This is a genomic window from Nonomuraea sp. B208, from assembly GCF_057536035.1.
This window is the reverse complement of the sequence record NZ_BAAJOU010000025.1, coordinates 545,521-571,714: the sequence shown is the minus strand read 5'-3', so window position 1 is coordinate 571,714 and position 26,194 is coordinate 545,521. Positions and strand designations below refer to the sequence as shown.

The following is a 26,194-nucleotide window of genomic DNA, read 5'->3' as shown; positions in this document are numbered from 1 at the left end:
CTCCGGCGTCGCCGGAGCGCGGCTCCTCGCCCGGATCAGGAGTCCGGGTGGATCAGCTGGGTCAGCCGGGTGTTCTCGATGCGCTTGATCTCGAGCTTCACAAGGATCACCTCCCTCCGCAGACGGCACAGTCGGGGTCGCGTGGCCACTCGGTCTGGCTCGTCGCGCAGCCGCGCGCGAAGTCGACGGTGAGCGGCCGGCCGGCGTACGCCGGCGGCTCGAAACCGGTCAGGTAGCGGAGCACCTCGAACGCGCCGAACGCGCCGAGCAGCCCGGCCACGGGACCGATGCCGCGGTTGGGCCGCGGCAGGCGGGCGAACAGCCGGTTCGCCGCGATCGCACCCGCGATGTCCGGGTCGTCGGGGTCGGGGAAGTCGGCCGGGTTCGCCGGGTCGGCGGGGACGCAGGCGCGGCAGGCGCTGACCCCCGGGTGCACCGACCACACCGTCCCCGTGGTGACGGCCATGCCGCCGCGGACGAAGGGCACGCCGGCGCGTACGCACGCCTCGTTGACCCAGAGGTCGATCCGGTTCGGACGGTCGACACCCGAGGCCACGACGTCCGGGCCGAGGCGGCGGATCAGCTCAGCGAGCTGCTCGGGCCCCTCAAGGTCGGCGTCGATCGCCTCGACCTGGATTCCCGGGTCGAACGCCCTGATCCACTCCGCGGCCCGTTCGGCTTTTCGCGCGCCGATGTCGGCCCAGCGGTACAGGTACTGGCGGGCGAAGTTGCGTGGCTCGACGACGTCCCGGTCGAGCACGGTCATCATGCCCACGCCGAGCCCCGCCAGATGCGGGATCGTGTTGGAGTTGAGCCCGCCGGTGCCGAGCACGAGCACGTGCGCGTGCCGCAGCCGTTCCTGCAGATCCTCGCGGCTGCGCTCCAGCGTGCCGAACGACTCGAAGAAGGCGAGGTTGCTGAAGTACCGCTCGGCGGCGTCCGGCTCCAGCCTGCCGAGACGATCGCCGTCCTCCAGCAGCCGCTGGGCGTCGAACGCCTCGACGGCGGCCCGTACGTCGGCCTCGTCGAGCCCGAGCTCGCCGGCGAGCTCGGGGACGGTCCTGCCGCCCTCGCCGAGCAGCTGGAGCAGCTTCTCCACCAGCCCGTCGGGGTCGGCGATCATCAACTGGTCGCGTGGGTCGTTCACCAGCCGCAGCTCGTCGCCGACCCGTTCCCAGGCCGTGTTCTTGAGTTGTGGCCTCATCGCCGCGTCCGCCAATCTCTCGGAGGGATCGGCCCACACAGTGGCAGCCGCCGGCATGATTCCCGCATGGATCGCGCATGGGCGGAGTTCAGGACGGGCGGAAAACGCATCGGCTAGCGTCTGACGGGTGCCCTCCGCCGACATCCGATTCCTCCTTCTCGGCACTGCGGAAAGCGTGGTCGCCGGCCGGGCCGTCCACCTGACGGGCAGGCAGCGCACGCTGCTCGCGGCGCTGCTGCTCGACCTCGGTCGTGTCGTGTCCGTCGAGCGGCTGGCCGACCACCTCTGGGGAGAGGACCTTCCGCCCAGCGCTCCCGCCAGGGTGCGCGGGCTGATCACGGAGCTGCGCCGGGCGCTCGGCGCGGACACCGTCGTCACGCGCAGCCCGGGATACCTCATCCCCGCCGAAGCCGCCGAGGTGGACACCGAGGAGTTCACCGCGCTGGTGGAGCGGGCGCGCGGGGAGAGCGGGGAGGTCGCCGTCGCCCGCTACGAGCGCGCTCTGGCGCTCTGGCGCGGCGAGCCCTTCCAGGAGCTGAGCGGCCCCGCCGCCCAGGCGGAGCGCTACCGGCTGGAGGAACTGCGGTACGAGGCGATCGAAGGCAGGGCCGCGACGCTGCTGGAGCTGGGTCGCGCCCATGAGGCCGGCACCTCACTGATGCGGCTCGCCGCCGAGCAACCGCTGCGCGAACGCCCGCACGGCCTGCTCATGCGCGCGCTGCACGAGACCGGGAGGGCCCCGCAGAGCCTGGAGGTGTATCGGGCGTTACGAACGCGGCTCGTAAGGGAACTCGGGGTGGAGCCGAGCGCGGAGCTCCAGCGGCTGCACCAGCGGCTGCTACAGAGCGATCGCCCGGAGCCGGCGCCGGCCCTCGTCCCGCGTCAGCTGCCGCCCGGCACCGGCCACTTCGTCGGCCGGTCGGCGGAGCTGTCACGCATCGCCGAGGGCCGGGCCCTGGTCGTGACCGGCCCCGCCGGCGTCGGGAAGACCGCGCTGGCCGTCCACTGGGCCCGTCAGGAGAGCGCACGTTTCCCCGACGGGCAGCTGTTCCTCGACATGCGCGGCTTCGACCAGCGGGAGCCGATGCGGGCGGCCGAGGCGCTGCCCCTGCTGCTGCAAGGGCTCGGTCAAGCCGTGACGGACATCCCGGTTGAACTGGACGCCCAGGTCGCGCTGTACCGATCGTTGCTGGCCGACCGGCGCCTGCTCGTGGTCCTCGACGACGTCGCCGAACCAGATCAGGTCCGCGCGCTGCTGCCCGGCGATCCCGGCTGCCTCGCCCTCATCACCAGCCGGGACCGCCTGCCCGGCCTGGTCGCGCTGGACGGGGTCGAACGCCTCACCCTGGACGTGCTGACCCACGAGGAGGCGCTGCGACTCGTCGCCCAGCGGGTCGGCGAGGATCGCCTGCGCCGCGAGCCTGAGGCGGCCGCGCGGCTCGTGACGCTCTGCGGCCGGCTGCCGCTTGCCCTGTCCATCGCCGTGTCCTGGATCGGCGAACACGAGCACCGGACGATCGGCCACTACGTACGCGAGCTCGCCGATCATGGGCAGCTGGCGCGGCTACGGGTCGAGGGCGACGAGAGCGCCACCGTACGGGCAGCACTCGACCTGTCCTACCAGGCGCTGCCGCAGGCGGCCCGGCGGGTCTTCCGGCTGCTCGGTCTGGCGCCGGGGGCCGGCATCTCGACCGCGGCCGCGGCGGCCCTGGCGGGCACGAGCGGCGAGCGCGTGCAGCAGTCGCTCGACGCGGCGGCGCGGATCCATCTGCTCAAGGAGACCGCCCTGAGCCGCTACGCCGCCCATGACCTGGTGCTGGAGTACGCCACGCAGCGCGGCCTCGCGGAGGACTCCCCCGAGGAACGCCGGGCCGCCGTCGAGCGGCTGTGCGCCTACTATCTGCGCACGGCCGAAGCCGCCGCCTCGGCCGCCGGGTTCCGGGCCGTGATCCCGCCGCACGGCCAGGCCGTTCCCGACGTGACCCCCACGGCCTTCCGCGACGCGACCGAGGCCCTCGACTGGCTCGGCCGCGAATGGGACAACCTCCCCGCCATGATCTCCCACGCTGCCACGGAGGGGCCGCGCCCGTACGCCTGGCTCCTCGTGGCGGCGCTGGCGGAAGTCATGCAGCACCTGCGGACGCTAGGGGAGGGACTGCGGCTCGCGGAGATCTCGCTGACCGCCGCCGAGCGGGAGGGGGACCTGGGCGGGCAGGCCGCCATGTGCCAGGTGATCGGTCTGTTCCGCTGGCGCCTGGCCGACTTCAAAGGCGCGATGAGCCACTACCAACGCGCGCTCATGCTCTCCCGCCAGGCGAGGTGGCCGCATGGTGAGGCGCTGGCGCTGCAGGGCTGCGGCGTCGTGCTCAAGCAACTCGGCGAGCCAGGCCAGGCCATCCCGCACTACCGGCGAGCGGTGAGGATCCACCGCTCGCTGGGTGACGGGCGGGGCGAGGCTCGCGGCCTGAACAACCTGGCCTCGGCGCATCTCATGCTCGCCCAGCTTCGGCAGGCCGAGCGGAGCCTGCTCGCCTGCCTCCCTCTCACCAGAAGGACGGGTGACCGGCATGTGCTGGCGCTGACCCTGGTCAACCTGGCGCTCGTGCACCAGAAGCAGGCCCGCTTCGCGGAAGCGTTGGAGTCGCTGCGCGAAGCCCTGGCGGTGGCCGAGGCGGCGGGCCTGCGCTACGCCGAGGCGGTCACGCACGAGACGTTCGGCTGGACGTACCGCGAGGCCGGCCACCTCCGGGAGGCCGTCGAGTCCTTCACCCGGAGCCTGGAGATCGCCGAGGACGTCGACAACCGGCGCTGCCGGATCGCCTCGCTGACCGGCCTCGCCGGCGCCGAGCTGGAGCTGGGCCGAACCGTCGAAGCCTTCGCCCGCCTCGACGCCGCGCTGGAGCTGGCCCGGCACACCGGCACCGACCTGGACGAGGTGCTGCTGGGCTACGCCGAGGCGCGCCACCACCAGGGGCGGCACGCCGAAGCGCTCGCGGAGGCGAACCGGGCACTGGAGCTGGCGCTGACGACCAACCCGCTGAACCTGCCGCGGCTGCACACCCTGCTCGGCGCCCTCCACCTCGCCACGGGCGATGACCGGCGCTGCGTCGAGGCATGCGAGCGGGCGCTGGAGCTCGCCGGCCGGTCCGGGCAGCGGCTGGAGTACGCCCGCGCGCAGCTGACGCTCGGCCACGCTCTCGCACGGCAGGGCGACGAGCGGGCGGAGCGGCACCGGCGCGAAGCCGAGGAGCTCCTGGCCGTCATCGGCGCGCCGGCGCCCCGCCTGTGAACCGACGACCGATCTGAAGGCCGGGCGGCCCGTTCTCGACTTCCGCCGCGCCACGCCGTCGGACTCGCGGCTCGCCGAGTCAGCACGCAGCAGGAAAGGCGATGGCGTGCAGAAGGGAGCGTTCGATGCCGAGCACCAGGGCTCCGGCGACGCCGCCCCGTTCCCGCAGCGTCGAATGCTCGGCGATCAGGTTCGTCGACCTGCTGCAGGGTTACGATCAAGCCGTGCCCGCTGCCGGGTACCTCGGTGGGGGCTAGAGGGGCGGCCTGACGCAGGGGGAGACGTCGATGGGGGAGTATCGCATTCTCGCGGTTGACGACGATCCCGCGATCCTGCGCTCGCTGCGGCGGGGGCTTCGGCTGGAAGGCTTCGAGGTCCGGACGGCCGGGTCCGGGCCGGCGGCGCTGGAGATCGCGGAGAGCGAGTCGCCGGACGCGATCGTGCTGGATGTGTCGATGCCCGGGATGTCGGGCATCGAGGTGTGCGCGCGGTTACGGCAGCGGCGGGCGGAGGTGCCGGTGCTCATGCTGTCCGCGCTGGACGAGGTCGCCGACCGCGTGGCCGGCCTGGCGGCGGGCGCCGACGACTACGTGGTCAAGCCCTATGACCTCAGGGAACTGGTGCTGCGGTTACGGGCCCTGCTGCGGCGTACGGCCCGCGTGGCGGCCGGCGACGAGACGGTCCGCGTAGGGCCGTTGTCCGTCGATCCCGCCACCCGCCGCGTGACCATGAACGGCCGGCGGGTCGAGCTGACCCGGCGCGAGTTCGAGCTGCTGGAGGTGCTCGCGCTCAACGCCGGCATCGTCCTGACCCGGCAGGTGCTGCTGGAGCGGGTCTGGGGCTACGACTTCGAGGTGACCGGCAACGCCGTGGACACCTTCGTCGGGTATCTGCGGCGCAAGCTGGAGGCGGCGGGCGAACCGCGGATGGTCCACACCGTACGCGGGGTCGGCTTCGTGCTGCGGGACGACCCCGCGTGAGGCTGTCCACCCGGTTCGTGGTGTTGCTGGCGGCGATCGTGCCGCTGCTGGTGCTGCTCGCGGGGGTGCTGGTGCTGGGCCTGGTGAGCGCCGATCTGCGTGCCGAACGCGACCGGAGACTGGAGGCGCGGCTCAGCGCGCTGACCCCGATGGCCACGACGTACGCCTTGACCTATCGGCTCAAACCGTGGACGCGCCCGGACTTTCTCGCCCAGCGACTGACCGGCGCCGCGCTGGGCGCCGACGATCCGGGCGGAGTGGTGGTGGACGTGTCCGGCGCCGAGGCGCTCGCCATCGGGGACACGCCGCGCGGCCGGCCCGCCCCCAACGCCGACGGCCCCGGCGGCTACACGGAGGGGGAGCGGCGGTGGCGGTACGTCGCCGCAGATCTCGGCCCTGCCGGGAACCTCGCCCGCGTCTACGTGTTCGAACCGGAACAGCTCCTTGAGCGGCAGATCGCGCTGCTCCGGCGCCGTCTGGCCGCCGTGACGCTGATCGCGGCGCTGGCCGGGGTCGGAGCCGGGCTCGTGCTCGGGCGGTTCGCGGTGCATCCCCTGGTGGTGCTGCGGCGGCAGGCCCGCGAGCTCGGCCGGTCGGCGCCGGGAACGGTGCGGCTGGACACCGCCTCCCGGGTCACCGAGATCGACGAACTGGCCGCCCTGCTCAACGAGTCGCTGGCCCGGCGCGACGAGGCCGTCAGCCGTACCGGGGAGGCGCTGGAGATCGCCCGCGCCTTCGCCGCGACCGTGGCGCACGAGCTGCGCACCCCATTGACCAGCATGGGAACCAATCTCGGCCTGCTGCGTCATCCCGGTCTGGAGCCGGACGACCAGGCCGAGATCATCGCCGACCTGGAGGGGGAGCACCTGCGCCTGCAACGGCTGATCACCCTGCTGCGCGGGCTCGCCCGTGGCGAGCTCGTGGACACCACGACGTTCACCGACCTCGATCTGGCCGACATCGTGGCGGACGCGGTCGGCGACGCGCGCCGGCGCCATCCGCGAGCGACGATCACCCTGACGGACTCCGGCCCGGCACGGGTGCGGGGCTGGGAGGAAGGACTGCGCGTGATCGTGGACAACCTGCTCGACAACGCGGCCATCCACGGGGCGGACGAAGCGGGCCACGTCGAGATCACGCTGACGGTCGACGCCCCGATCGTGGTGCTGTCCGTACGGGATCACGGGAGAGGGATCGCACCCGCCGAACGGGAGAAGATCTTCGACCGGTTCCACCGCGGGCCGACCAGCCCGGGCTCCGGACTCGGGCTCACGCTGGTACGGCAGCAGGCGAGGCTGCACGGAGGCGAGGTCGAGGCCGCGGATCCCGAGGACGGACCTGGCACCCGCTTCGTGGTACGCCTACCAGCGGCGGGCGGCGAGCCCACGCATGGAGGGACCGGAGGCCGACCGGCGCATCTCGGCGCCTGGCTGGCGGTGTCCCGGAGTTGAACGGAGCCGCCCGGCGCCGTTCCCAGAAATATGCCAAGAAGACCCGGCACCCTTCCGTGGCGACACGCGGGCATGCGGCCCGCGACCGTTCACAGGAGGGAACGTGTCCCACCCCAGCACCGTCCGCCGCTGGCCGAGACGCACAGGGAGACTGGCGATCGCCGCCCTGGCGGCGGTCACCGCCGTGCTCCCCGTGAGCGCCCTTGAACCGGCCTCAGCAGCCCCGGTCAGCGCGGAGACGGCGTCCGCGCTGATCGGCACCGACCTGGTGCACCCGTCCGGCAACCCGGTCGTGTTGCGCAGCGCGCCGAGAAAACTCGCGGTGACCTACACCCACAAGGGAGAGGAGCGTACGCTCGACGACTTCCTCAAGGCAACCAAGACCAACGGGTTCGTCGTCCTGGACGGCCAGGACATCGTCCTCGAACGCTACGTCGGCGCCAACCGTGACATGCGCTTCCAGTCCTGGTCGATGGCGAAGTCCTTCACCTCGGCGGCGATCGGCATCGCCCTGAGCGAGGGGCACATCCGCTCGATCGACGACCCGGTGACCCGGTATCTGCCCGAGTTGAAGGGCTCCGGTTTCGACGGCGTGAGCATCAGGAACCTGCTGCGCATGTCCTCGGGCATCGAGTGGGAGGAGACCAAGGGAGCGCCGCAGCTGCAGGCTCTCGCGCAGCGCGGGCGGCCGCTGAAGAGTTTCGCGGCGCGGCAGAAGCGCGGCTGGAAGCCGGGCAGCCGGTTCGAGTACACCAGCGTCAACTCCTTCGTGCTCGCCCGGCTCATCGGGCAGACGACGGGCATGCCGTACCACCGGTACGTGCAGGAGAAGATCTGGAAGCCGGCGGGGATGGAGTCGTCCGTCCTGATCGGCAACGACTCCTCCGGCGACAGTCTCGGCTACTGCTGCTTCCATGCCACCGACCGCGACTTCGCCCGCTTCGGCCTGCTCTACCTGCGGGGCGGCAAGGCGCACGGCAAGCAGGTCGTGCCCGCTTCCTGGGTGCGGCGCTCGACCCAGCCGTCCGCCTCCTTCAACGAACGGTACGGCCTGCACTGGTGGCTGGGCGGCGACGGAGAGAAGGACTACATGGCGGCCGGGTTCGGCGGCCAGCACATCTACGTCTCGCCGAAGCACGGTGTGGTCATCGTCAAGTCGGTCATCTCGACGCCCGGCGGCCAGATCGACCTGGACGAGGCGTTCACCGCCTTCCGCGCCGTGGCCGCAGAGGTGGCGCGCACTCGTACCGACTGATCGAAGGACCGGCGCGGTCACATAAGCGATCTCCTCGGCCGCCGCCTTCTCCACCGGGCCCGCTCCACGGAGAAGGCGGCGACCTCCGCTGACCATTCACGGCATTTCCCCGCCTCAGCATGAGAATGCCGGCTGATCGAGGCCGCGGCGCAGGCGGTCAACGCCAGGACGACCAGCGCCGCCGTCGCCCCGCCCGGCCCCCGGTCGAACGACCAGCCCACGGCGATGCCGCCGGCGAACGCGAACAGTCCCGAGAGGAACGTCTGCACGCCCAGGTATGCCCCGAAACGCGTCGGCGGAGCGAGCCGGGCGATCGTCTGGAACACCGCCGGTTGCAGCAGTCCGTCGGCGAGCCCGTGCAGCGCGGCCACCAACACCAGGCCCGTCAGCCCGCCGCCCGCGCCGGCGGCGAGCAGCAGATGGCCGGCGGCGGCGAACAGCAGCCCCGCGCGCAGCACGCCGGGCCGGTCGGCGCGGCCCGGCACCGCGCACCACGGCTGGACCATGGCCGACACCATGGCGAGCACACAGACGAACACGGTCACCGATCCCGCGTCCACGCCGCTGAGCGGTACCACCACCGACGCCTGGTCCGTCACCAGCATCGCGGGCGTCGACACGACGGCGAACCACAGGAAGGCCCGGTCCCGCAGCACCGTCCGCACCCCGGAGACGACCCCGCTCGCGGCCCGGACGGGCGGGTCGTGCCGCAGCAGGGCGAACAGGAAGGCCGCACCGATCCACAGCGCGGCCGCGGTGAGCGCCACCAGCCAGTAGCCGACGTTCAACAGCGCCAGCCCGAGCGCCGGGCCGAGGACCGCCGCGATCTGCAATGTCACCGTGTACGCCGCGTATCCGCGCGCCCTCCGCCGTTCGGCGAGCCCGGCCAGGAGCGACTGCGCAGCCGGATGGAACAGCGCCCCGCCCGTGCCCAGCAACACCGCCGCGACGACCAGCCAGGGCAGCGAGGACACGGTGCCCAGCAGCGCGAACCCGGCCGCGCGGAGCAGGCACGCCACTATGCCGATCCGCACCGGGCCGAGCACGTCCACCAGCGCGCCGACCGGCAGGGACAGCGTGTGCTGCACCAGATTGCGCAGCGCCAGCACCAGGCCGATCAGCCCGGCGGCCAGCCCCAGGTCGACTTTGAGGTGGAGGACGACATGCGCCATCGCCGCGAAGTAGCCCAGGGAGATGGCGGCCTGAATGGCGACGACCACGACGACCGTGCGACGGTCGCCGTGGTCGGAGAGGGGCCTGGTCACGCCGTGGGCAGGACGTTCAGCCGGTGCAGCAGTTCACGCGCGAGGGTGGCGCGCTTGGCGGCGTCGCCGTCCTTGGCGATGTCCATGTTCAGCGCGAACGTGTACACGCGTCCGCCGCGTTCGACCCACCCGGTCCACCAGCCCGTGCCGGGGCCGGGGGCGTTCTGCCAGCCTGACTTGGCGTACAGCGCGTACCCGTCCTTCTCCTCCTGCTTGATCAGGTCGTGGACGGTGCGCTGGTGCTCACGCGAGGCGGGCAGGCGCAGGGCGGCCAGCCGTTCCATGAACCTGGTCTGTTCCACCGCCGAGATCTTCAGCGGGCCGTCCAGCCAGAACCGGTCCACCACCGTCCCGGTCTGCCGGTTGCCGTAGTTCAGCCGGTGCAGCCACTGCCGCTCGCGCTGGAGGCCGATGCGGCGGGCGATCACCTGGAACGCCGCCGCGTTGGACACACGAACGGCCTCGCGCATGCTCATGTCCTTCTCCCATTCGGGGAACGGCTGCGGCGTGCCGTCCCAGGGGATCACCTCGTCGGGGCTCTTGACCACGCCGGTCTCCAGAGCGACCAGCGCGTGCGGGACCTTGAAACTGGAGGCGGGCACCATCGGCTTCTCGGCGCGCCGGCGGTCCACCACGGTCACCTTCCTGGACGACACGTCCAGCAACGCGAACGTGCCTCGCACCTTCGCCGTGTCGAACACCGCGCGCAGGTCATCGCGCACAACGGTACCCGGCCCGACCTCATGGGCCGTCGCGACCACGGCGCCGTGGGTGGTGGCACCGTACGCGGGGGCGCCGCAGAGAGTGAGCGAGACGAGCACGGCGGTGCCGAGCCCGGAGCGTAGGACCTGCGGGATCGTCTTCTTCATGCGCAGAGGGCATCACAGGACATCGTGACTGTCCAATATTGATATTGATGAAAGACCGATATTCGAATGCATATGGCCGCAGTTCAGAGCCCTTATTCAGGGACCGACGGGCCGAAGTGGGCGATCGGTGCGGAGGCTGAAGGCGAAAGGCGTGGCGACGATGGCCGCCACGAGTAACACCGGCCTCAGAGCGGATGGCCGGGAAGTCCCACCCGTAGTTCGCACTCGCCGATGGTCACGCAGTCGGTCACTGGAGAGACAAGAAAGGCCGCTTCCGATCTCGGAAGCGGCCTGTCTGCGGCAATGTGTCGGGGTGGCGGGATTTGAACCCACGACCTCTTCGTCCCGAACGAAGCGCGCTGCCAAGCTGCGCTACACCCCGGTGCACGCGCCGATCGGTGCGTACCTGGAAAAGTCTAGCGGACTCCCAAGGTGGTTGTGACCGCCTTTAGGCGCGGCGCGGTACGAGGGTGAGAAGGGACGCCTCCGGGAAGCAGGCGAAGCGGGCCGGAGCGTACGGCGAGGTGCCGAGGCCGGCCGAGACGTGCAGCCAGGCGCCGTCGTGGCGGCTCAGGCCCTTCACCCTGGCCCGGTCGATGCCGCAGTTGGTGACCAGGGCGCCGTAGAAGGGGACGCAGAGCTGGCCGCCGTGCGTGTGGCCGGCCAGCAGGAGCTGGTAGCCGTCGGCGGCGAAGAGGCTCATGTTGCGCGGCTCGGGGGAGTGCATGACGCCGAGGCGGAGGTCGGCGTCGGCCGGGGCCGGGCCGGCGACCAGGTCGTAGCGGTCGCGGGAGATGTGGGAGTCGTGGATGCCGGCCACGGCCACGTCGAGGTCGCCGACCTTGATGCGGGCCGTGGTGTTGTTCATGTCGAGCCAGCCCTCGGCGGCCATGCCGGCGCCCAGCTCCTCCCAGGGGAGGCTGGGGACGTGCTGGCGGCGCTCGTTCTTCGAGGTGCGCCAGAGGTAGCGGGCCGGGTTCTTCGGCTTGGGGGCGTAGAGGTCGTTGGAGCCGTAGACGAACAGGCCGGGACGGGAGAGCAGGGGCTCCAGGGCGTGCAGGAGCGAGGGGACGGCGTCCGGGTGCGCGATGGAGTCGCCGGTGTTGACGACCAGGTCGGGCTTGAGCTCGCCCAGCGAGCGGACCCACGTGATGAGCATCGAGCGGCGTGGCGTCAGATGCAGGTCGGACAGGTGGAGGATGCGCACCGGGCGCTGGCCGCGCTCCAGGACGGGCACGTCGAAGCGGCGCAACCGGAACCAGTTGCGCTCGACCACGGACGCGTAACCCAGCCCGGCCAGGCCGAGACCGAACATGGACAGGGGCACTGCGACGGCTTTCCTCACCCACTCATGATGCCTGACATCGGGCACGAGGTGTCCGCGCAGACGGCAAGATGGACCGCATGAGCGCATTGAAGGACAAGCTGAAGGCCGACCTCACGGCCTCGATGAAGAGCCGCGACGAGGTACGTCTGCGTACGATCCGGATGGCTTTGGCGGCGATCAACGTCGAGGAGGTCTCCGGCAAGGAGGCCAGGGAGCTTTCCGACGACGAGGTCATCAAGGTCCTCACGAAGGAGGCGAAGAAGCGCAAGGAGGCGGCCGAGGCGTTCGGCAACGCCGGGCGCGCCGAGCAGGCGCAGGCGGAGCTGGACGAGCAGGCGGTGCTGGAGGAGTACCTTCCCGCGCAGCTGTCCGACGAGGAGCTGGTGGTGCTCGTGGACGCGGCGATCGCGGAGACGGGCGCGTCCGGGCCGCAGGCCATGGGGCAGGTCATGAAGGCCGTGAACCCGAAGGTCGCGGGCAGGGCCGAGGGCGGGCGGGTGGCCGCCACCGTACGCGCCCGCCTCGCCGCCCAGTAGCGCAGCAGCCCGATAGCGCGAGAGCGCGATGGCTCAGTAGCCCCAGGGGCTCAGAGAGGCTTCGGCGGTGGCCGGAGTGGCTTCGGGCCAGGGAGAGGCGTTGCGGCGGCCACAGGGCCTCCTGGCGATGACAGGAGGCCCAGGCTCGGGAACCCGAGGGGTCAGTTGCCGCCGAAGCCCGGCTGGATGATCGGCCCGGCGTCGCCGCCCCGGTTCCGCCCGTTGTCGTCGCGGCCGCGCCCGCCGCCCCACCCGCGGTCGTCGTTGCCCGGCGGGTTGAAGATGTCGAACGGGTTGCCGCGGTCGCCCGGCTTCCTGTCGTCCTTCTCCTTCTTGGGCTTGGGCGCGCAGTGGTCGGTGCACCCGCCGAAGCGCGAGCGGTCCACCGGCGTGAAGTCGACCGGTTCGACCCCCTTCAGCGCCCCGATCATGGAGTCCTTCCAGATGCGCCCGGAGATCGACGCGCCGTACACGTACGAGTAGTAGCGCCCGCCGATGGTGATGCCGATGAGCTCGTGGTTCGCGGCGCCGCGCGGGTCGCCGAGCGAGACGGCGGAGGCCAGGTTGGGGGTGTAGCCGGCGAACCAGGCGGACATGTAGTTGTCCGTCGTGCCGGTCTTGCCGGCCGCGTCACGTCCGATGCCGCCGACCTCGGTCATCGTGCCCTTGGTGAACACCCCGGACAGGATGCCGCTGACCGCGTCGGCGACCTTCTCCTCCAGCACCTGGGAGCACTTCGGCTTGTACTGCTTGACCTTGCCGTTGCGGTCGGTGATCTCGGTGATCGCGAGCGGCTTGCAGTACTTGCCGCGCGAGCCGAACACCGCGTACGAGCTGGCGATCGTCACCGGGTCGACCTCGTTGACCCCGAGCGTGAACGTCTCCACCTCCGACAGCTTGTTGCCGTCGGCCCGCTTGACGCCGAGCTTCTTGGCCATCTTGACCGTGTCGCAGAGCCCGACCTTCTGCTCCAGCCGCAGGAAGAAGGTGTTGACCGAGCCCCAGGTGCCGCTCTCCAGGGTCTTGAAGCCGCCGCCGCCCTCGCTGGAGTTCGTGACGGTGTGGGAGGGGTCGCCGACGTTCTCGCCCTTGCAGTTCTTGAACGTGCTGTAGGCGTCGGCCTTGTAGCCGGCGGGGGCGGGGAAGCCGTCGCCGTACTTCAGCCCCTCCTCCAGGGCCGCGGCCAGCGTGTAGACCTTGGCCGTCGAGCCCTGCTGGAACCCGCGGCCGCCGCCGTGCGCGGCGTCGGCCACGATGTTGTAGCTCATCTCGTTCTTCTTCTTGCTCCCGCCGAACTTCCGCGAGGCGGCCATCGCCTTGATCTCGCCGGTGCCGGGAACGACCATGGCCTGCGAGGCCACGGGCTTGTCCTTGGTGGACACGTACTTCTTGATCGCCTTCTCGGAGGCGGCCTGCATCTTGGGGTCGATCGTGGTCTTGATCGTCAGGCCGCCCCGCTGGAGCAGCTTCCTGCGCTCGTCGGGGTTCTTGCCGAACTCGTCGTTGTTGAGGATCTCGTACTGGACGTAGAGGCAGAAGTACGGGTATTTGCTCTCTTCGCAGCCGCCCGGGAACTCGATGTCCTTGTAGCCGAGCTTCTTCTCCTTGGCCGCGGCGGCGTCCTGCGCCGAGATCTTGCCGATCTCGACCATCCGGTCGAGCACGGTGTTGCGCCGCTGCAGCAGCCGCTCGCGGGCCTCGGGGCCGACGTTGGGGTCGGTGCGCGCCGGGTTCTGGACGGCGCCGGCCAGCGTGGCGGCCTCGGCGAGGCTGAGCTTGGACGCGGGCTTGTCGAAGAAACGCCTGGCGGCGGCCTGGATGCCGTGGGCTCCGGCGCCGAAGTAGGCGATGTTGAGGTATTTCTCCAGGATCTGGTCCTTGGAGTATTTCTTCTCGATCGCCATCGCGTAGCGCAGCTCGGACAGCTTGCGGGAGACCGTGGGGGCGATGGCCGCCGCCTGCTCCTCCGGCGTCTCGGCCGCGTTGACCAGCACCTGCTTGACGTACTGCTGGGTGATCGAGGAGCCGCCCTGCGTCACGCCGCCGTTGGTGAGGTTCTTCACCAGCGCTCTGGCGGTTCCCTCCACATCGATCGGCCCGTGCTGGTAGAAACGGAAGTCCTCGATCGCGATCAGCGCCTCGCGCATGATCGGCGCCACCTGGTCGAGGGTCACCGACTGGCGGTTCTCGTAGTAGAAGAGCGCGATCTGCTTGCCGTTGGCGTCCAGGATCTTGGTGCGTTCGGGAAGAGGCGGCTCGTCCAGCTCTTCCGGCTTGAGGTTGAGCCCCTCAAGCGCGCTCTTGGTCGACATCCCGGCTCCGCCGACCGCGGGCAGGGCGACGGCGGCCGCGAGCACCCCGGCCGCGGTCGCGGCGATGATCAGTCGCACCAGGGTCAGGACGGGATTGGGCCGATCTTTGCGCTGCGCTTGCACGGTACCAAGGGTACGTCCAAAGGCTGACCGAATCGGTAGCCGCGCCACATTTCACCTTGACTGGGCCAGGTGACTAGTCATTCCCGGTCAACAGGGCCGCGAGAATTTGGTCCTCTGGGGGTCTGTCGGCCCGAACGTCTCGTTGCGTACGTTCTCTCTGCGGCAACTGAATAACGGAGGCTCGGCGCCCGCGCCCGTCGGCCCCAAATGACGACTGACCACCTAAGGGGAGTGGGGTCGAAAAATGTGGATCACGGATTGGACCTCCCGTGCCGCCTGTAAAGGTGCGGATCCGGATGCCCTGTTCGTGCAGGGCGCCGCGCAGAACAGGGCGAAGCTCATCTGCCGGGGTTGCCCGGTCCGTACCGAATGCCTCGCCGATGCGCTGGACAACCGCATCGAGTTCGGGGTGTGGGGCGGTATGACCGAACGCGAACGACGTGCGCTGCTGCGGCGGCGTCCAGACGTCGACTCGTGGCGAGAGCTGCTCGAGTCGGCGAAAGAAGAGTACGAGCGAACCAACGAGCTGATCGCGGGCTGATCCGGCCCGGCGAGCCGAGAGCGTTGACGTACGGCCGGCGCCGTCCGCCGGCCGTACTCCCATGAGAGTCCCGGGAGATTCCCCGGGAAGAGCGGCTACGCGCTCGCCAGCAGCTCCCCGATCTGCCGCAGACCGGTCAGATCGTGGACGTCCTCCGACATGGCGCGAACCTTCGCCATCGGCACCGTGGGATGTGCCGTGACGAAGTGCTCCCGTTCGCGGTTCTCGCGAGCGGCGAGCTGCATCCGACCGGCGTGCAGCCGCAGCACGGCGGCGGTCAGCTCGTGCTCGCCCCTGGACTCCAGGTCCTCGGCCGCGGCGGCGCTCCGTGCCGCTGAGAGCGCGGCGGCGGGGGACGTGTGCACCCGGTTGACCACCAGGCCGGCCAGGGGCATGCGTTCCTCGGCCAGCCGCTCGACGAAGTAGGAAGCCTCACGCATGGCGTCGCGCTCCGGCGCGGCGACCACGAGGAACGCCGTCCCTGGCGCCTGGAGCAGCTGGTACGTCATCTCGGCCCGCTGCCTGAACCCGCCGAAGACGGCGTCGAGCGCGGAGACGAACGTCTGCAGGTCCTTGATGACCTGAGCGCCGAGCAGCTTGGTCAACGCCCCGGCCATCAGCCCGAACCCGGCGTTGAGCAGCTTGAACGCGCTGCGGCCCCCGGCCTTGGCCGGCGCCGTCAGCAGCCGGATGAACCGGCCGTCCAAGAACCTCCCGAGCCGTTCTGGCGCGTCCAGGAAGTCCAGCGCCGAGCGCGACGGCGGCGTGTCGACCACGATGAGGTCCCACTCGTCGGAGCGGCGGAGCTGGCCCAGCTTCTCCATCGCCATGTACTCCTGGGTGCCGGCGAAGCTGGAGGACAGCGACTGGTAGAAGGGGTTCGACAGGATCTGCCTGGCCCGTTCGGGGTCGGCGTGCGCCTCGATGATCTCGTCGAACGTGCGCTTCATGTCGAGCATCATCGCGAACAGCTGCCCGCCGTCCTCCGACTCGTGGATGAGGCGCGGGGTGTTGTCGAGCTCGGTGAGCCCCATCGACTGCGCCAGGCGCCGCGCGGGGTCGACGGTCAGCACGACCGCGCACCGGCCGCGCTCGGCGGCCCGCAGCCCGAGGGCCGCGGCGGTCGTGGTCTTGCCCACGCCGCCCGCGCCGCAGCAGACGATGATCCGGGTGCCGGGGTCGTCGAGGATGGCGTCGATGTCGAGCCGGGCGGGCTTCTTCACGCTGCTCCCTGGGTGCGGATGGTCTCGGCCAGCTCGTACAGGCCGGCCAGGTCGACGCCGTCGGTGAGGAGCGGCAGCTCGAAATTCGGCAGCCCGGCCTCGGCCAGCGACTCGCGCTCGGCGCGCTCCAGCTCGGTGCGGTGGGCGTGCTCGACGACCTCCTCGGCGAGTGCCTCGGCGAGCGCCGTGGCCTCCGCGCCGTCGGCCACGCCGGCCGCCTTCAGCCCGAGCACGAGCTCGGCGGCGTCGAAGCGGCCCGTGGCGGCCTGGTCGAGCGCGGACTGCGGGAGCTGGGACTCGCGCACCATGTTGACGAAGATCCCGCCCGGCGGCAGGCCCGCGGAGCGCAGCTCGGCGACGCCGTCCAGGGTCTCCTGGACCGGCATCTCCTCCAGCAGGGTCACGAAGTGCACGGCGGTCTCCGGGCTCTTCACGACGCTGCTGACCAGCTCGGAGTGGTTCTTGATCGGCCCCACCCTGGCGAGCCCGGCGACCTCCTGCGTGACGTTGAGGAAGCGGGTGATGCGGCCGGTGGGCGGCGCGTCCAGCACGACCGCGTCGTAGACCCGGCGGCCGTTGCGGTTGCGCCTGCGTACGGCCTCCGTGGTCTTGCCGGTGACCAGCACGTCGCGGAAGCCGGGGGCGATGGTGGTGGCGAAGTCGACGATGCCCATCTTGCTCAGGGCGCGGCCGGCCCGCCGCATGCCGTAGAACATCTCCAGGTATTCGAGCATGGCGTCTTCGGGGTCGATCGCCAGCGCGTACACGTCCCCGCCGGAGGGCGCGACCGCGATGCGGCGCTCCTCGTAGGGCAACGGCGGCAGATCGAAGATCTGCGCGATGCCCTGCCTGGCCTCCACCTCGACGAGCAGCACCTTCTTGCCGCCCGAGGCCAGGGCGAGCGCGAGGGCGGCGGCGACGGTCGTCTTGCCCGTGCCGCCCTTGCCGGTGACGACGTGCATGTGCACGTCCGCCCAATCCGTGCGCGGAGAATCCACGCTTCGAGGCTACCGAACGGTCACTTGCCGAACGCCGGTGACCACCCTTTGAGATTGCTCACACTACTCTGGCCCTCATGAAGAAATGGGAGTACCTCACAGCCCCCTTGCTCATCCACAACACCAAGATGATCCTGGACAACTTCGGCTCCGACGGCTGGGAGCTGGTCCAGATCGTGCAGGGCGCCACGCCGGAGCAGCTCGTCGCCTACTTCAAGAGGGAGAAGCAGTAGATGACGCCGGAGGAGAAGCTGACGGAGCTCGGGCTGACGCTGCCCGAGGTGGTCAAGCCGGTGGCGGCGTACGTGCCCGCGGTGCGTACGGGCAACCTCGTCTACACCTCTGGCCAGGTGCCGATCGTCGACGGCAAGCCGGCGGGCACCGGCAAGCTGGGCGCCGAGGTCAGCCTGGAGCAGGGCTACGAGATGGCCCGCATCTGCGCGCTCAACGCCCTCGCCGCGCTGAAGGCCGAGGTGGGCGACCTCACGAAGATCGTACGGATCGTCAAGGTCGTCGTGTTCGTGGCGAGCGACCCGTCGTTCACCGACCAGCCCAAGGTCGGCAACGGCGCCAGCGACCTGCTGGGCGAGGTGCTGGGCGAGGCGGGCAAGCACGCGCGCAGCGCGGTGGGCGTGGCCGCGCTCCCGCTGAACGTGCCGGTCGAGGTGGAGCTGATCGCCGAGGTCGCCTGAGCGGAGATATGTCACCATGACCGAGTGATGTTCTAGAGGAGGTCATGTGACCGGATTGCCGCTTCCAGCCGAGCTCGCCACGCGGGCCAGGGACCTCATCGCCGGGAGGATCGAGCCGGTGACCCCGCGGGACGCCGCCACGGTGGTGATCCTGCGGGACGGCCCCGGCGGGCCGCAGACCTACCTGCTCCGGCGCAAGGCCACCATGGCCTTCGCGGCCGGCGCGTACGTCTTCCCCGGCGGGTCGGTGGACGCCCGTGACACCGACCAGGCCGTGGCGTGGGCCGGGCCGTCGCCCGCCGAGTGGGGCGCGGCCTTCCGCGCGGGCGAGCAGCTGGCCAGGGGCCTGGTGTGCGCGGCCGTGCGCGAGACGTTCGAGGAGTCGGGGGTGCTGCTGGCCGGCCCCGACGCCGGCTCGGTGGTGGCCGACACCACCGGCGACGACTGGGAGGCCGACCGGCTGGCGCTGATCGACCGCAGCCTCGCCTTCGCCGACTTCCTGGCGCGGAGGGGGCTGGTGCTCCGCTCCGACCTGCTCAAGCCGTGGGCCCACTGGATCACGCCGGAGATCGAGCAGCGCCGCTTCGACACCCGCTTCTTCGTGGCCGTGCTGCCCGAGGGCCAGCGCACCCGCGACGTGGGCGGCGAGGCCGACCAGGTGGTCTGGACGCGGCCCGCGCAGGCCGTCGAGCGGGCGCGCCAGGGGGAGATCTTCCTCATGCCGCCGACCCACCGCACGCTGAGCGAGCTGTCGGCGTACGGGAGCGTGGCCGAGGTGCTGGCCGCCCCCCGCGACATCGTGACCATCCTGCCGAGGGCCGTGGAGGTCGAGGGCGAGATGCGGCTGGTGAACACATGAGCGGCCTGCACATCCCGCTCGGCGGCGGGCCCGACGGCACCCGTACCGACCACGCCGTCAACGTCCTCGCCCCCAACCCCGGGATCATGACGCTCGACGGCACCAACACGTGGCTCATCGGCGACGGCGAGGAGACGATCGTCGTCGACCCGGGCCCGGACGACGCCGATCACCTCGAACGGGTGCGCGCCCACCTCGACGGCCGCCGGGTCACCGAGATCCTGCTGACCCACGGCCACTTCGACCACAGCGGGGGAGCCCGCTCCTTCGCCGCGCTGGTGGACGCCCCCGTCCGCGCCCTCGACCCGCGGCACCGGCTCGGCGGCGAGGGGCTGGCCGACGGCGACGTGGTCACGGTCGGCGGGCTGGAGGTGCACGTCCACGGCACGCCCGGCCACTCGTTCGACTCGCTGTGCTTCTGGCTGCCGCAGGACCGCGCGATGCTGACCGGCGACACCGTGCTCGGCCGCGGCACCACGATCATCGCGGGCGACGGCGGCCTCGCCGACTACCTGCGCAGCCTCGACCGGCTGAGGGAGGCGGCCGAACGCCTGGAGGCGAAGGTGCTGCTGCCGGGGCACGGCCCGGTGCTGACCGACCCCATCGCGGCGCTCGACGGCTATCTCGCGCACCGGCGCGAGCGGCTGGACCAGATCAGGGCGGCGCAGGCGCAGGGGGCGCGCACCCCGCGCGAGATCGTCCGCGTCGTCTACGCCGACGTGGACCGGTCGCTCTGGCCCGCCGCCGAGATGTCGGTGCGGGCCCAGCTCGACTATCTGGAGCGGTTGTAGAGCCGATCGGTGTCGAGGATCACCACGGCCTTGGCCTCGATGCGCAGCCAGCCGCGCTGGGCGAAGTCGGCCAGCGCCTTGTTGACCGTCTCGCGGGAGGCGCCGACCAGCTGGGCCAGCTCCTCCTGGGTGAGGTCGTGGTGGACCCGCAGGCCGTCGTCGGTCTTGGTGCCGAACCGCTCGGCGAGGTCGAGCAGCTGCTTGGCCACCCGGCCCGGCACGTCGGTGAAGACCAGGTCGGCCAGCACGTCGTTGGTGCGGCGCAGGCGCTGCGCGAGCGCGCGCAGCAGGTGCAGAGCCACCTCGGGACGGCCGGTGAGCCAGGGGCGCAGGTCGTCGTGGCCGAGGCCCGCCAGCCGCACCTCGGTCAGCGCCGTCGCCGTGGCCGTGCGCGGCCGCGGGTCGAACAGCGACAGCTCGCCGAACATCTCGCTCGGCCCCAGCACGCTCAGCAGGTTCTCCCGGCCGTCCGGGGACGTGCGGGAGAGCTTGATCTTGCCTTCGAGCACGACGTAGAGGCGGTCGCCCGTCTCGTTCTCGTGGAAGAGCGTCTGCCCCTTGGAGAGCTGGACCTCGGTGATGCTCGTCCGCAGCGCCGCGGCGCTCTCGCGGTCGAGCGCGGCGAACAGGGGGGCCTTGCCCAGCACATCGTCGGTGTTCACTCTGCCTCCTCTGCTGCCATTGTGACTCACCCCACTCAAGGCGGCACACACAGGTTATGGGAATGCCGGAGTGTTCTGGCTCGTCCGGGTACGTCGAGTCCAGGGGGAAAGTTACCGGAAGCTCCGGTTCAGCAGGCCAGCAGGTCGTCCACCGAGGCCATAGCGCTCGCCACCGACCGGCCGAGGAGAACGCGCAGGACATCGGCGGCGCGCGGGCGGGCCACCCAGTCGGGACGGCGGCACTGCGCGATCGCGAGGCGCAGCGCCGGCGGGAGGGCGTACGGGTCGCCGTCGCGGACGCCGGTCGCCGCGAAGACCATCAGGTCGGCCCAGGCCCGTACGTCGTCGGCCACCGCCCCCTCGTACGCCGCCGCCGACGGCATCCAGCCGATGAACACCTGACCGTGCGCGCCGAGCGCCACGCTGTCCTCGCTCAGCCGCAGCCCCGCGACGCCGCGCGCGTGCAGCCGCGCCATCGTCGCGGCGCAGGCCAGCGCCAGCCGGTCCAGCGCCGGCCCGCGCAGCGGCCCCGAGCTCCGGACGAACTCCGCCACCGTCGCGCCCTGACCGCCCATCGCCGTCCACCCCTCCCGCGTCGCCAGGTTGTACGAGGCTCCGGCGTCCGGGGTTCAAGCACCGGCGGAACCTTCTACCCTTGCGGTCATGGCGACGAAAGCGGCGGGGCGCAAGCCGGAGACCCAGCTCGCACTCGTACGGCGGGCGCGCAGGATGAACCGCATTCTGGCGGAGACCTACCCGGACGCCCACTGCGAGCTCGACTTCCGCAACCCGTTGGAGCTGCTGGTCGCGACCATCCTGTCCGCGCAGTGCACGGACAAGCGGGTCAACATGGTGACCCCCGTCCTCTTCGCGAAATATCCGACGGTCGAGGACTACGCCGCCGCCGACCGGTCGGAGATGGAGGACATCATCCGCTCGACCGGCTTCTTCCGGGCCAAGACCAACAGCATCATCGGCATGGCCCAGGCCGTGTGCGAGCGCTACGGCGGCGAGGTGCCCAGCCGGCTGAAGGACCTGGTGACCCTGCCCGGCGTCGGCCGCAAGACCGCCAACGTGGTGCTCGGCAACGCCTTCGACGTCCCCGGGCTCACCGTGGACACCCACTTCCAGCGCCTGGTGCGGCGGTTCGGCTGGACCGAGGAGACCGACCCCGTCAAGATCGAGCACGTGGTGGGCGAGCTGCTGCCGCGCCGCGAATGGACGATCTTCTCGCACCGGGTCATCTGGCACGGCCGGCGCATCTGCCACGCCCGCCGCCCGGCCTGCGGCGTCTGCCCGCTCGCCGCGCTCTGCCCGTCGTTCGGCACGGGGCCGACGTCCGAGGCCGAGGCGCGCAAGCTCGTCAGGTCCGGCCCCTTCTCCTGACGGCAGGCGGGGAAGCAGCAGGAGCCCCGGCGTGTTGGAGGATGCGTGACCCAAGTCCCCCATTGGCTGATCCGCCTGGCGGACCAGTCCCAGCGGCTCAGCGTCCCCCGATACCTGCGGCCGCCCGACGGACGCGGCCGGCGCGCGGCGGTGCTCCTGCTCTTCGGCGAGGGGCCGTACGGTCCCGACGTGCTGCTCATCCAGCGCAGCAGGCGCGGGCGCAGGCACCCGGGCCAGCCCGCGTTCCCCGGCGGCGGCGTGGACCCCGAGGACGGCGGCCCCGTCGAGGCGGCGCTGCGCGAGGCCGAGGAGGAGACCGGGGCCGACCCGCGCGGGGTGCACGTGCTCGGCACCCTGCCCGAGCTCTACCTGCACCACAGCGACAACCGGGTCACGCCCGTCGTCGCCTGGTGGCGGGAACCGTCGGCGGTGCACGCGGCCTCACCCGACGAGGTCGACTCGGTCGAGCGGGTGCCGATCGCCGAGCTGGTCGACCCGGCCAACCGGTTCACGCTGCGGCTGCCCACGGGCATCGCGGGGCCGGCGTTCCAGGTGCGGGGCATGCTCGTGTGGGGCTTCACCGCGATGGTGCTCGACCGCACGCTGGGCGCGGCCGGGCTCGACCAGCCGTGGGACACCTCGCGGGTGACGGAGCTGCCGCTGGAGTCCCTGACGGCCCGCCGCGTCTAACGGCCGGACCACAGGGCGACCCCGAGCGAGGCCCATCCGGCCACGTCGGCGTCGCTGTCGGCGGCCAGCGTCCGCAGCGTCCGCAGCCCCGACGGGTCCGGCGGGTCGCCGAGCACGTGCTGGAGCGCGTACGCGGCCCCGTAGCGCACCCGGGGGTCGCGGTGCGCGGCCAGCTCGATCACGGTCGGCAGCGAGCGCGGGTCGGCCAGGTGCCCGAAGGCGATCAGCACCGAATAGAGCACCATGGCGTCGTCCTCGCTGGCCGCCAGGTAGCGCAGCACCGGCAGCGTGCGGTCGGCGAACGGCCGCAGCATCCCCATGATGTCCACCCCGAGCAGCCGCTCGGTGACGGTGTCGGCCGCGCACAACCGGCGGGCCTCGATGAAGGACTCCAGGTCGCCGCGCTGACGCAGCACGGAGATCACGTGCCAGCGCAGGGGGCCGTCGGGATCGCTGTCACGCAGCGCGGCCTCGATGAGATCGCGAACTGTTCCCTCGGCCTGCGGCATAGCGCCAAGGTAGCCAGGAGGGTGACGCGGTCCTGGCCGAAGACGTGCACGCTTGACCTTATCCCTGGATACCTTTGAAGCGTGCGCGGTGATCTGCTTGACCTCATCCTGATCGGCCTCGTGGTCGCCTTCGGCATCTCGGGTTACCGTCAGGGCTTCATCATCGGGGCGATGAGCTTCGTGGGGTTCGTCGGCGGCGCCGTGCTCGGGGTCTTCATCGCGCCCCCCGTCTCCCGTGCCGTGGTCGACGGCGACACGCCGCAGGCGCTGCTGGCCATCGTGATCGTGTTCCTGTCCGCCACGATCGGGCAGTTCGCCTCCTCGACGATCGGCGCGGTCGTACGCAGCCACGTCACGTGGGAGCCCGCGAAGGTGGCCGACGCGGTCGGCGGCACGTTCGCCAGCGCGCTGTCGGTGCTGGTCATCGCCTGGCTGATCGGGTCGCTGATCGTCTCCACGTCGTTCACTCCGCTGGTCGACCAGGTCAAGAACTCCGCGCTGCTCACCACCGTGGACGACGCGATCCCGCAGGCGGCGCGCAACTGGCAGGCGCCGTTCAAGAGGTTCATCGACCGCTCGGAGTTCCCGCCGGTCTTCGACGACATAGGGGCGGGGCAGCTCTTCGACGTGCCGCCGCCCGACCAGAGCGTGCTGCAGGGCAACCGGCTCTCCCGGGCCCGCCGCGCCATCGTCAAGGTGCAGGGCGACGCGCAGAGCTGCAACAAGCACATCGAGGGCACCGGCTTCGTCTACGCCCCCGGCCGCATCATGACCAACGCGCACGTCGTCGCCGGCGTCACCCGCGACCTGGAGGTCGTCGACTACAACAACGCCCGCCACCGGGCCACGGTCGTGCGCTACAACCCGCGCCGCGACATCGCCATCCTCCATGTCCCCGGCCTCGACCTGCCGCAGCTCACCTTCGACGGCGAGGGCAGGCGCGGCGACAACGCGATCATCGCCGGGTTCCCCAAGGGCAAGGGCTTCACCGCCGAGCCCGCCCGCATCGGCGGCAAGCTCGACGCCGAGGGCCCCGACATCTACCGCGACACGACGGTGACCCGGAAGGTCTACCAGATCCGCGGCCTCGTGCTCCCCGGCAACTCCGGCGGCCCGCTGCTGACCGTGGACGGCCGCGTGTTCGGCGTGATCTTCGCGGCGGCCGTCAACGAGCAGGAGACCGGCTACGTCCTGACGGCCGAGGAGGTCGCCTCCGACGCCTCGCTCGGCCGCACCGACACCTCGCCGGCCAGCACGCAGAAGTGCGACTGACCGGCTAGTCCGGCAGCTTCTCCAGGATCAGGGCGATCGCCTCGCCGGGGTCGCTGTCCTGGCCCAGGCCGGAGGCGACCTTGCCGACGGCGTCGTACGCGCCGCCGGACGCCTGCACCCGGGCCGCGCCCCGCGCGAACAACGTGAGCGCGCCGCGCCCGTTGCCGCGCTGCAGGTGCGTGAGCCCGACGCAGATCTGCGCGAGGCCCTGCCACAGCTCGCGCTCCTCCTCCGGGGCGCACTTCCACCGGCCCTCGAACACCTCGTGGGCGTGGAACGGCATCCCCTCGGCGAGGAACCGCCGCCCGTCGGCGAGCGCCTGCTCGGCGGTGGGCGCGTAGTCGTCGGGCACCCTCGGCACGCCGGGGGAGCCGTAGGGGAGCGGCCTGCCGTACGCGTCGCGCGGCCGGGCGTTGCGCGGCCGGCCCTCGGGGTCGCGGTCTCTCATCTCTCAGGCTTTCTCGTCGGGCTCGCTCACCGGTCGGGCTCTGGGTCGGCCAGCCAGCCGAGCAGCTCGGTGTCGAACGCGTCGGGGATCTCCTCGTGCGGGAAGTGGCCGGCGCCCTCGAACAGCCGCCATCGGTAGGGGGCGGCGACGTACCGGCTCGAACCCTGGGCCGTACGGGGCAGCACGCGCGGGTCGAGCGCCCCGTGCAGGTGCAGCGTGGGCGCCTCGATCTCCGTGCGCATGGCGCGGGCGAAGCGCCGCCCGTCGGGCCGGAGCTGGGAGCGGCCGAACCAGCGGTGGTACTCCAGCGCGCAGTGCGCCACCGTCGGGATGCGGAACGCCTCGCGGTAGACCCGCGCCTCCTCGTCCTCCGGCCAGCCCGGCCCCGACCAGTCGCGCAGGAACCGGCCGACCAGCGCGCCGCCCTTGCGGGTGAGCCGGTGCTCCGGCAGCAGCGGCACCTGGAAGCCGAGCGCCTGCCTGCTGGCCTTGAGCTGCCCCATCGGGTCGGTGAGCAGCGCGTTGCGCAGCCGCAGCGGGTGGGGGGCGGACACGGCGACCAGCCGGTGCACGCACTTGGGGTCGAGCACGGCCATCGTCCAGGCCAGCAGCCCGCCCCAGTCGTGCCCGACCACGATCGCCCCGGTCTCGCCCAGCGCGCGGATCAGCCCGGCCGCGTCGGCGGCCAGCGTGGGCAGGTCGTAGCCGCGCGGCGGCTTGTCGCTGCCGCCGTAGCCGCGAAGGTCGGCCGCGACCGCCCGGTAGCCCGCCTTCGGCAGGGAGACGAGCTGGTGCCGCCAGGTCCACCAGAACTGCGGGAACCCGTGCAGCAGCAGGACCAGCGGGCCGTCACCGGCCTCCACGACGTGGAAGCGGGTGCCGCCCGCGTGCACCGCGCGGTGCGTCCAGGGGCCCTCGATCTGGACGACCGACTCGTCAGGTCGCATCTCGGGCCACCGGCTCGCGATCTCGGGCCGCCGGCCGGGCGTCGGGGGCGGTGGCGGGAAGCGCCTCGTCCTCGGGGGTGGCGATCTCCTTGAGCCCCCTGAGCGAGGCGGCGGTGCGCTTCATCCCGGCGAGGCCCTTCAGCCGCCGGATCCCGACGAACACCAGCAGACCCGCGACCAGCAGGTAGAACACGGTCACGATGAGGAAGGCCGCCCAGGTGGGCAGCCACTGGTCCAGCACGAACGCGATCGTGACCGAGGCGAGGATCAGGCACAGGTGCGCCATGAAGGCCGCGGCGGCGAACAGCCCGCCCGCCATGCCGACCCGCTTGGCGTCGAACCTGAACTCGGCCTTGGCCAGCTCGATCTCCGAGCGGACCAGGGTCGAGATCTGACTGCTCGCCTGGGCGACCAGGGAGCCCAGGGATTCTTCCTCGGGAGTCTGCGGCATGAACGTCTCCTATCGAGGCCCGGGGGCCGTGTCAATCATCATCCAGCGCAGCGCGACGGCCGCTTACTTCCCAAGGACGAGCCGCGCTATCACTCCCAGAACTACCCGATCGGA

Annotated in this window: 26 protein-coding genes and 1 tRNA gene; 13 read left to right on the top strand and 14 right to left on the bottom strand. The window is 71.5% G+C overall.

Translation table 11 applies throughout. The annotated features are described in order from the left end of the window. Positions 1-106: 106 nt before the first annotated feature. Positions 107-1,204, bottom strand: a complete 1,098-nt coding sequence (locus tag AC27IY_RS30935) for a HesA/MoeB/ThiF family protein (RefSeq protein WP_423451408.1) — start codon at positions 1,202-1,204, stop codon at positions 107-109. 127 nt (positions 1,205-1,331) lie between these two features. Between AC27IY_RS30935 and AC27IY_RS30930 the strand changes: the two genes are divergently transcribed. From AC27IY_RS30930 to AC27IY_RS30915, 4 genes are all read left to right on the top strand, one after another. Further along, complete coding sequence (locus AC27IY_RS30930; protein WP_487180033.1) at positions 1,332-4,493, top strand: AfsR/SARP family transcriptional regulator; 3,162 nt, start codon at positions 1,332-1,334, stop codon at positions 4,491-4,493. A gap of 287 nt (positions 4,494-4,780) precedes the next feature. Next, a complete protein-coding gene (locus AC27IY_RS30925) occupies positions 4,781-5,473 on the top strand; it encodes a response regulator transcription factor (protein ID WP_423451405.1) in 693 nt (230 codons plus the stop codon). Beyond that, complete coding sequence (locus AC27IY_RS30920; protein ID WP_487180032.1) at positions 5,470-6,924, top strand: sensor histidine kinase; 1,455 nt, start codon at positions 5,470-5,472, stop codon at positions 6,922-6,924. Before AC27IY_RS30925 ends, AC27IY_RS30920 begins: the two co-directional genes overlap by 4 nt. A gap of 103 nt (positions 6,925-7,027) precedes the next feature. Continuing rightward, positions 7,028-8,179 carry a serine hydrolase domain-containing protein gene (locus AC27IY_RS30915; RefSeq protein WP_487180031.1) on the top strand — a complete coding sequence of 384 codons (1,152 nt, stop codon included), beginning with the start codon at positions 7,028-7,030 and terminating at the stop codon, positions 8,177-8,179. Between the two features lie 17 nt (positions 8,180-8,196). On the opposite strand, the gene AC27IY_RS30910 is transcribed toward AC27IY_RS30915, so the two are convergent. The 4 genes from AC27IY_RS30910 to AC27IY_RS30895 form a co-directional block, all read right to left on the bottom strand. Then, positions 8,197-9,444: an MFS transporter gene (locus tag AC27IY_RS30910; RefSeq protein WP_487180030.1), complete on the bottom strand. Its 1,248-nt coding sequence runs from the start codon at positions 9,442-9,444 to the stop codon at positions 8,197-8,199. Beyond that, positions 9,441-10,313, bottom strand: coding sequence for a class D beta-lactamase (gene blaOXA, locus AC27IY_RS30905; protein WP_487180029.1), 873 nt, complete (start codon positions 10,311-10,313; stop codon positions 9,441-9,443). Before blaOXA ends, AC27IY_RS30910 begins: the two co-directional genes overlap by 4 nt. 308 nt (positions 10,314-10,621) lie before the next feature. Further along, a tRNA-Pro gene (locus AC27IY_RS30900) sits at positions 10,622-10,695 on the bottom strand. A gap of 66 nt (positions 10,696-10,761) precedes the next feature. Continuing rightward, positions 10,762-11,628 (bottom strand): metallophosphoesterase, encoded by an 867-nt coding sequence (locus tag AC27IY_RS30895; RefSeq protein ID WP_344209097.1) that lies wholly within the window; start codon positions 11,626-11,628, stop codon positions 10,762-10,764. Positions 11,629-11,717: 89 nt separating this feature from the next. On the opposite strand from AC27IY_RS30895, the gene AC27IY_RS30890 reads away from it, so the two are divergent. Next, positions 11,718-12,176 (top strand): GatB/YqeY domain-containing protein, encoded by a 459-nt coding sequence (locus AC27IY_RS30890; RefSeq protein WP_364456782.1) that lies wholly within the window; start codon positions 11,718-11,720, stop codon positions 12,174-12,176. Between the two features lie 161 nt (positions 12,177-12,337). Here the strand turns inward: AC27IY_RS30890 and AC27IY_RS30885 are convergent, their stop codons facing one another. Then, positions 12,338-14,611 carry a transglycosylase domain-containing protein gene (locus AC27IY_RS30885; RefSeq protein ID WP_423478013.1) on the bottom strand — a complete coding sequence of 758 codons (2,274 nt, stop codon included), beginning with the start codon at positions 14,609-14,611 and terminating at the stop codon, positions 12,338-12,340. A gap of 244 nt (positions 14,612-14,855) precedes the next feature. On the opposite strand from AC27IY_RS30885, the gene AC27IY_RS30880 reads away from it, so the two are divergent. Beyond that, on the top strand, positions 14,856-15,152 hold the full coding sequence (locus AC27IY_RS30880) for a WhiB family transcriptional regulator (RefSeq protein ID WP_020542548.1): 297 nt from the start codon (positions 14,856-14,858) through the stop codon (positions 15,150-15,152). A 95-nt stretch (positions 15,153-15,247) separates the two neighbouring features. Here the strand turns inward: AC27IY_RS30880 and bagB are convergent, their stop codons facing one another. Together bagB and bagA are read right to left on the bottom strand one after the other, a co-directional pair. Then, a complete protein-coding gene (gene bagB, locus AC27IY_RS30875; protein ID WP_364456777.1) occupies positions 15,248-16,375 on the bottom strand; it encodes an ATPase BagB in 1,128 nt (375 codons plus the stop codon). Then, positions 16,372-17,373, bottom strand: a complete 1,002-nt coding sequence (gene bagA, locus AC27IY_RS30870) for an ATPase BagA (protein ID WP_487180028.1) — start codon at positions 17,371-17,373, stop codon at positions 16,372-16,374. Before bagA ends, bagB begins: the two co-directional genes overlap by 4 nt. 77 nt (positions 17,374-17,450) lie before the next feature. Here bagA and sp36 point away from each other — a divergent pair, with 77 nt between their 5' ends. The 4 genes from sp36 to AC27IY_RS30850 are packed head-to-tail and all read left to right on the top strand — an operon-like array spanning position 17,451 to position 19,715. After that, positions 17,451-17,606, top strand: coding sequence for a Sp36 family protein (gene sp36, locus AC27IY_RS30865; protein WP_185069889.1), 156 nt, complete (start codon positions 17,451-17,453; stop codon positions 17,604-17,606). Continuing rightward, complete coding sequence (locus AC27IY_RS30860) at positions 17,607-18,065, top strand: RidA family protein (protein ID WP_423451401.1); 459 nt, start codon at positions 17,607-17,609, stop codon at positions 18,063-18,065. A 55-nt stretch (positions 18,066-18,120) separates the two neighbouring features. Then, positions 18,121-18,924, top strand: coding sequence for an NUDIX hydrolase (locus AC27IY_RS30855; RefSeq protein WP_449947785.1), 804 nt, complete (start codon positions 18,121-18,123; stop codon positions 18,922-18,924). Next, positions 18,921-19,715: an MBL fold metallo-hydrolase gene (locus tag AC27IY_RS30850; protein ID WP_487180027.1), complete on the top strand. Its 795-nt coding sequence runs from the start codon at positions 18,921-18,923 to the stop codon at positions 19,713-19,715. The genes AC27IY_RS30855 and AC27IY_RS30850 overlap by 4 nt, the downstream gene beginning before the upstream one ends. Here the strand turns inward: AC27IY_RS30850 and AC27IY_RS30845 are convergent. Together AC27IY_RS30845 and AC27IY_RS30840 are read right to left on the bottom strand one after the other, a co-directional pair. Next, the gene (locus tag AC27IY_RS30845; RefSeq protein WP_329587137.1) at positions 19,697-20,377 is read right to left on the bottom strand and encodes a Crp/Fnr family transcriptional regulator; all 681 of its coding nucleotides are present in this window, start codon (positions 20,375-20,377) and stop codon (positions 19,697-19,699) included. The two genes, AC27IY_RS30850 and AC27IY_RS30845, sit on opposite strands and share 19 nt — an antisense overlap. A gap of 128 nt (positions 20,378-20,505) precedes the next feature. Further along, a complete protein-coding gene (locus tag AC27IY_RS30840) occupies positions 20,506-20,952 on the bottom strand; it encodes a hypothetical protein (RefSeq protein WP_487180026.1) in 447 nt (148 codons plus the stop codon). A gap of 88 nt (positions 20,953-21,040) precedes the next feature. Here AC27IY_RS30840 and nth point away from each other — a divergent pair, with 88 nt between their 5' ends. Further along, positions 21,041-21,763, top strand: a complete 723-nt coding sequence (nth, locus tag AC27IY_RS30835; RefSeq protein ID WP_487180025.1) for an endonuclease III — start codon at positions 21,041-21,043, stop codon at positions 21,761-21,763. Positions 21,764-21,808: 45 nt separating this feature from the next. Further along, a complete protein-coding gene (locus tag AC27IY_RS30830) occupies positions 21,809-22,453 on the top strand; it encodes an NUDIX hydrolase (protein WP_487180024.1) in 645 nt (214 codons plus the stop codon). Here AC27IY_RS30830 and AC27IY_RS30825 read toward each other — a convergent pair. Next, positions 22,450-22,962: a HEAT repeat domain-containing protein gene (locus tag AC27IY_RS30825; protein ID WP_329587126.1), complete on the bottom strand. Its 513-nt coding sequence runs from the start codon at positions 22,960-22,962 to the stop codon at positions 22,450-22,452. The genes AC27IY_RS30830 and AC27IY_RS30825 overlap by 4 nt on opposite strands. An 81-nt stretch (positions 22,963-23,043) precedes the next feature. On the opposite strand from AC27IY_RS30825, the gene AC27IY_RS30820 reads away from it, so the two are divergent. Then, positions 23,044-24,234 carry a MarP family serine protease gene (locus AC27IY_RS30820; protein WP_344208417.1) on the top strand — a complete coding sequence of 397 codons (1,191 nt, stop codon included), beginning with the start codon at positions 23,044-23,046 and terminating at the stop codon, positions 24,232-24,234. A 4-nt stretch (positions 24,235-24,238) separates the two neighbouring features. Here AC27IY_RS30820 and AC27IY_RS30815 read toward each other — a convergent pair whose 3' ends face one another. The 3 genes from AC27IY_RS30815 to AC27IY_RS30805 are packed head-to-tail and all read right to left on the bottom strand — an operon-like array spanning position 24,239 to position 26,080. Continuing rightward, positions 24,239-24,682, bottom strand: a complete 444-nt coding sequence (locus tag AC27IY_RS30815; protein WP_329587120.1) for a DUF309 domain-containing protein — start codon at positions 24,680-24,682, stop codon at positions 24,239-24,241. A gap of 26 nt (positions 24,683-24,708) precedes the next feature. Beyond that, positions 24,709-25,629: an alpha/beta fold hydrolase gene (locus AC27IY_RS30810; protein WP_423451397.1), complete on the bottom strand. Its 921-nt coding sequence runs from the start codon at positions 25,627-25,629 to the stop codon at positions 24,709-24,711. Further along, positions 25,619-26,080, bottom strand: a complete 462-nt coding sequence (locus AC27IY_RS30805; protein WP_344208412.1) for a phage holin family protein — start codon at positions 26,078-26,080, stop codon at positions 25,619-25,621. The genes AC27IY_RS30810 and AC27IY_RS30805 overlap by 11 nt, the downstream gene beginning before the upstream one ends. Positions 26,081-26,194: the final 114 nt, after the last annotated feature.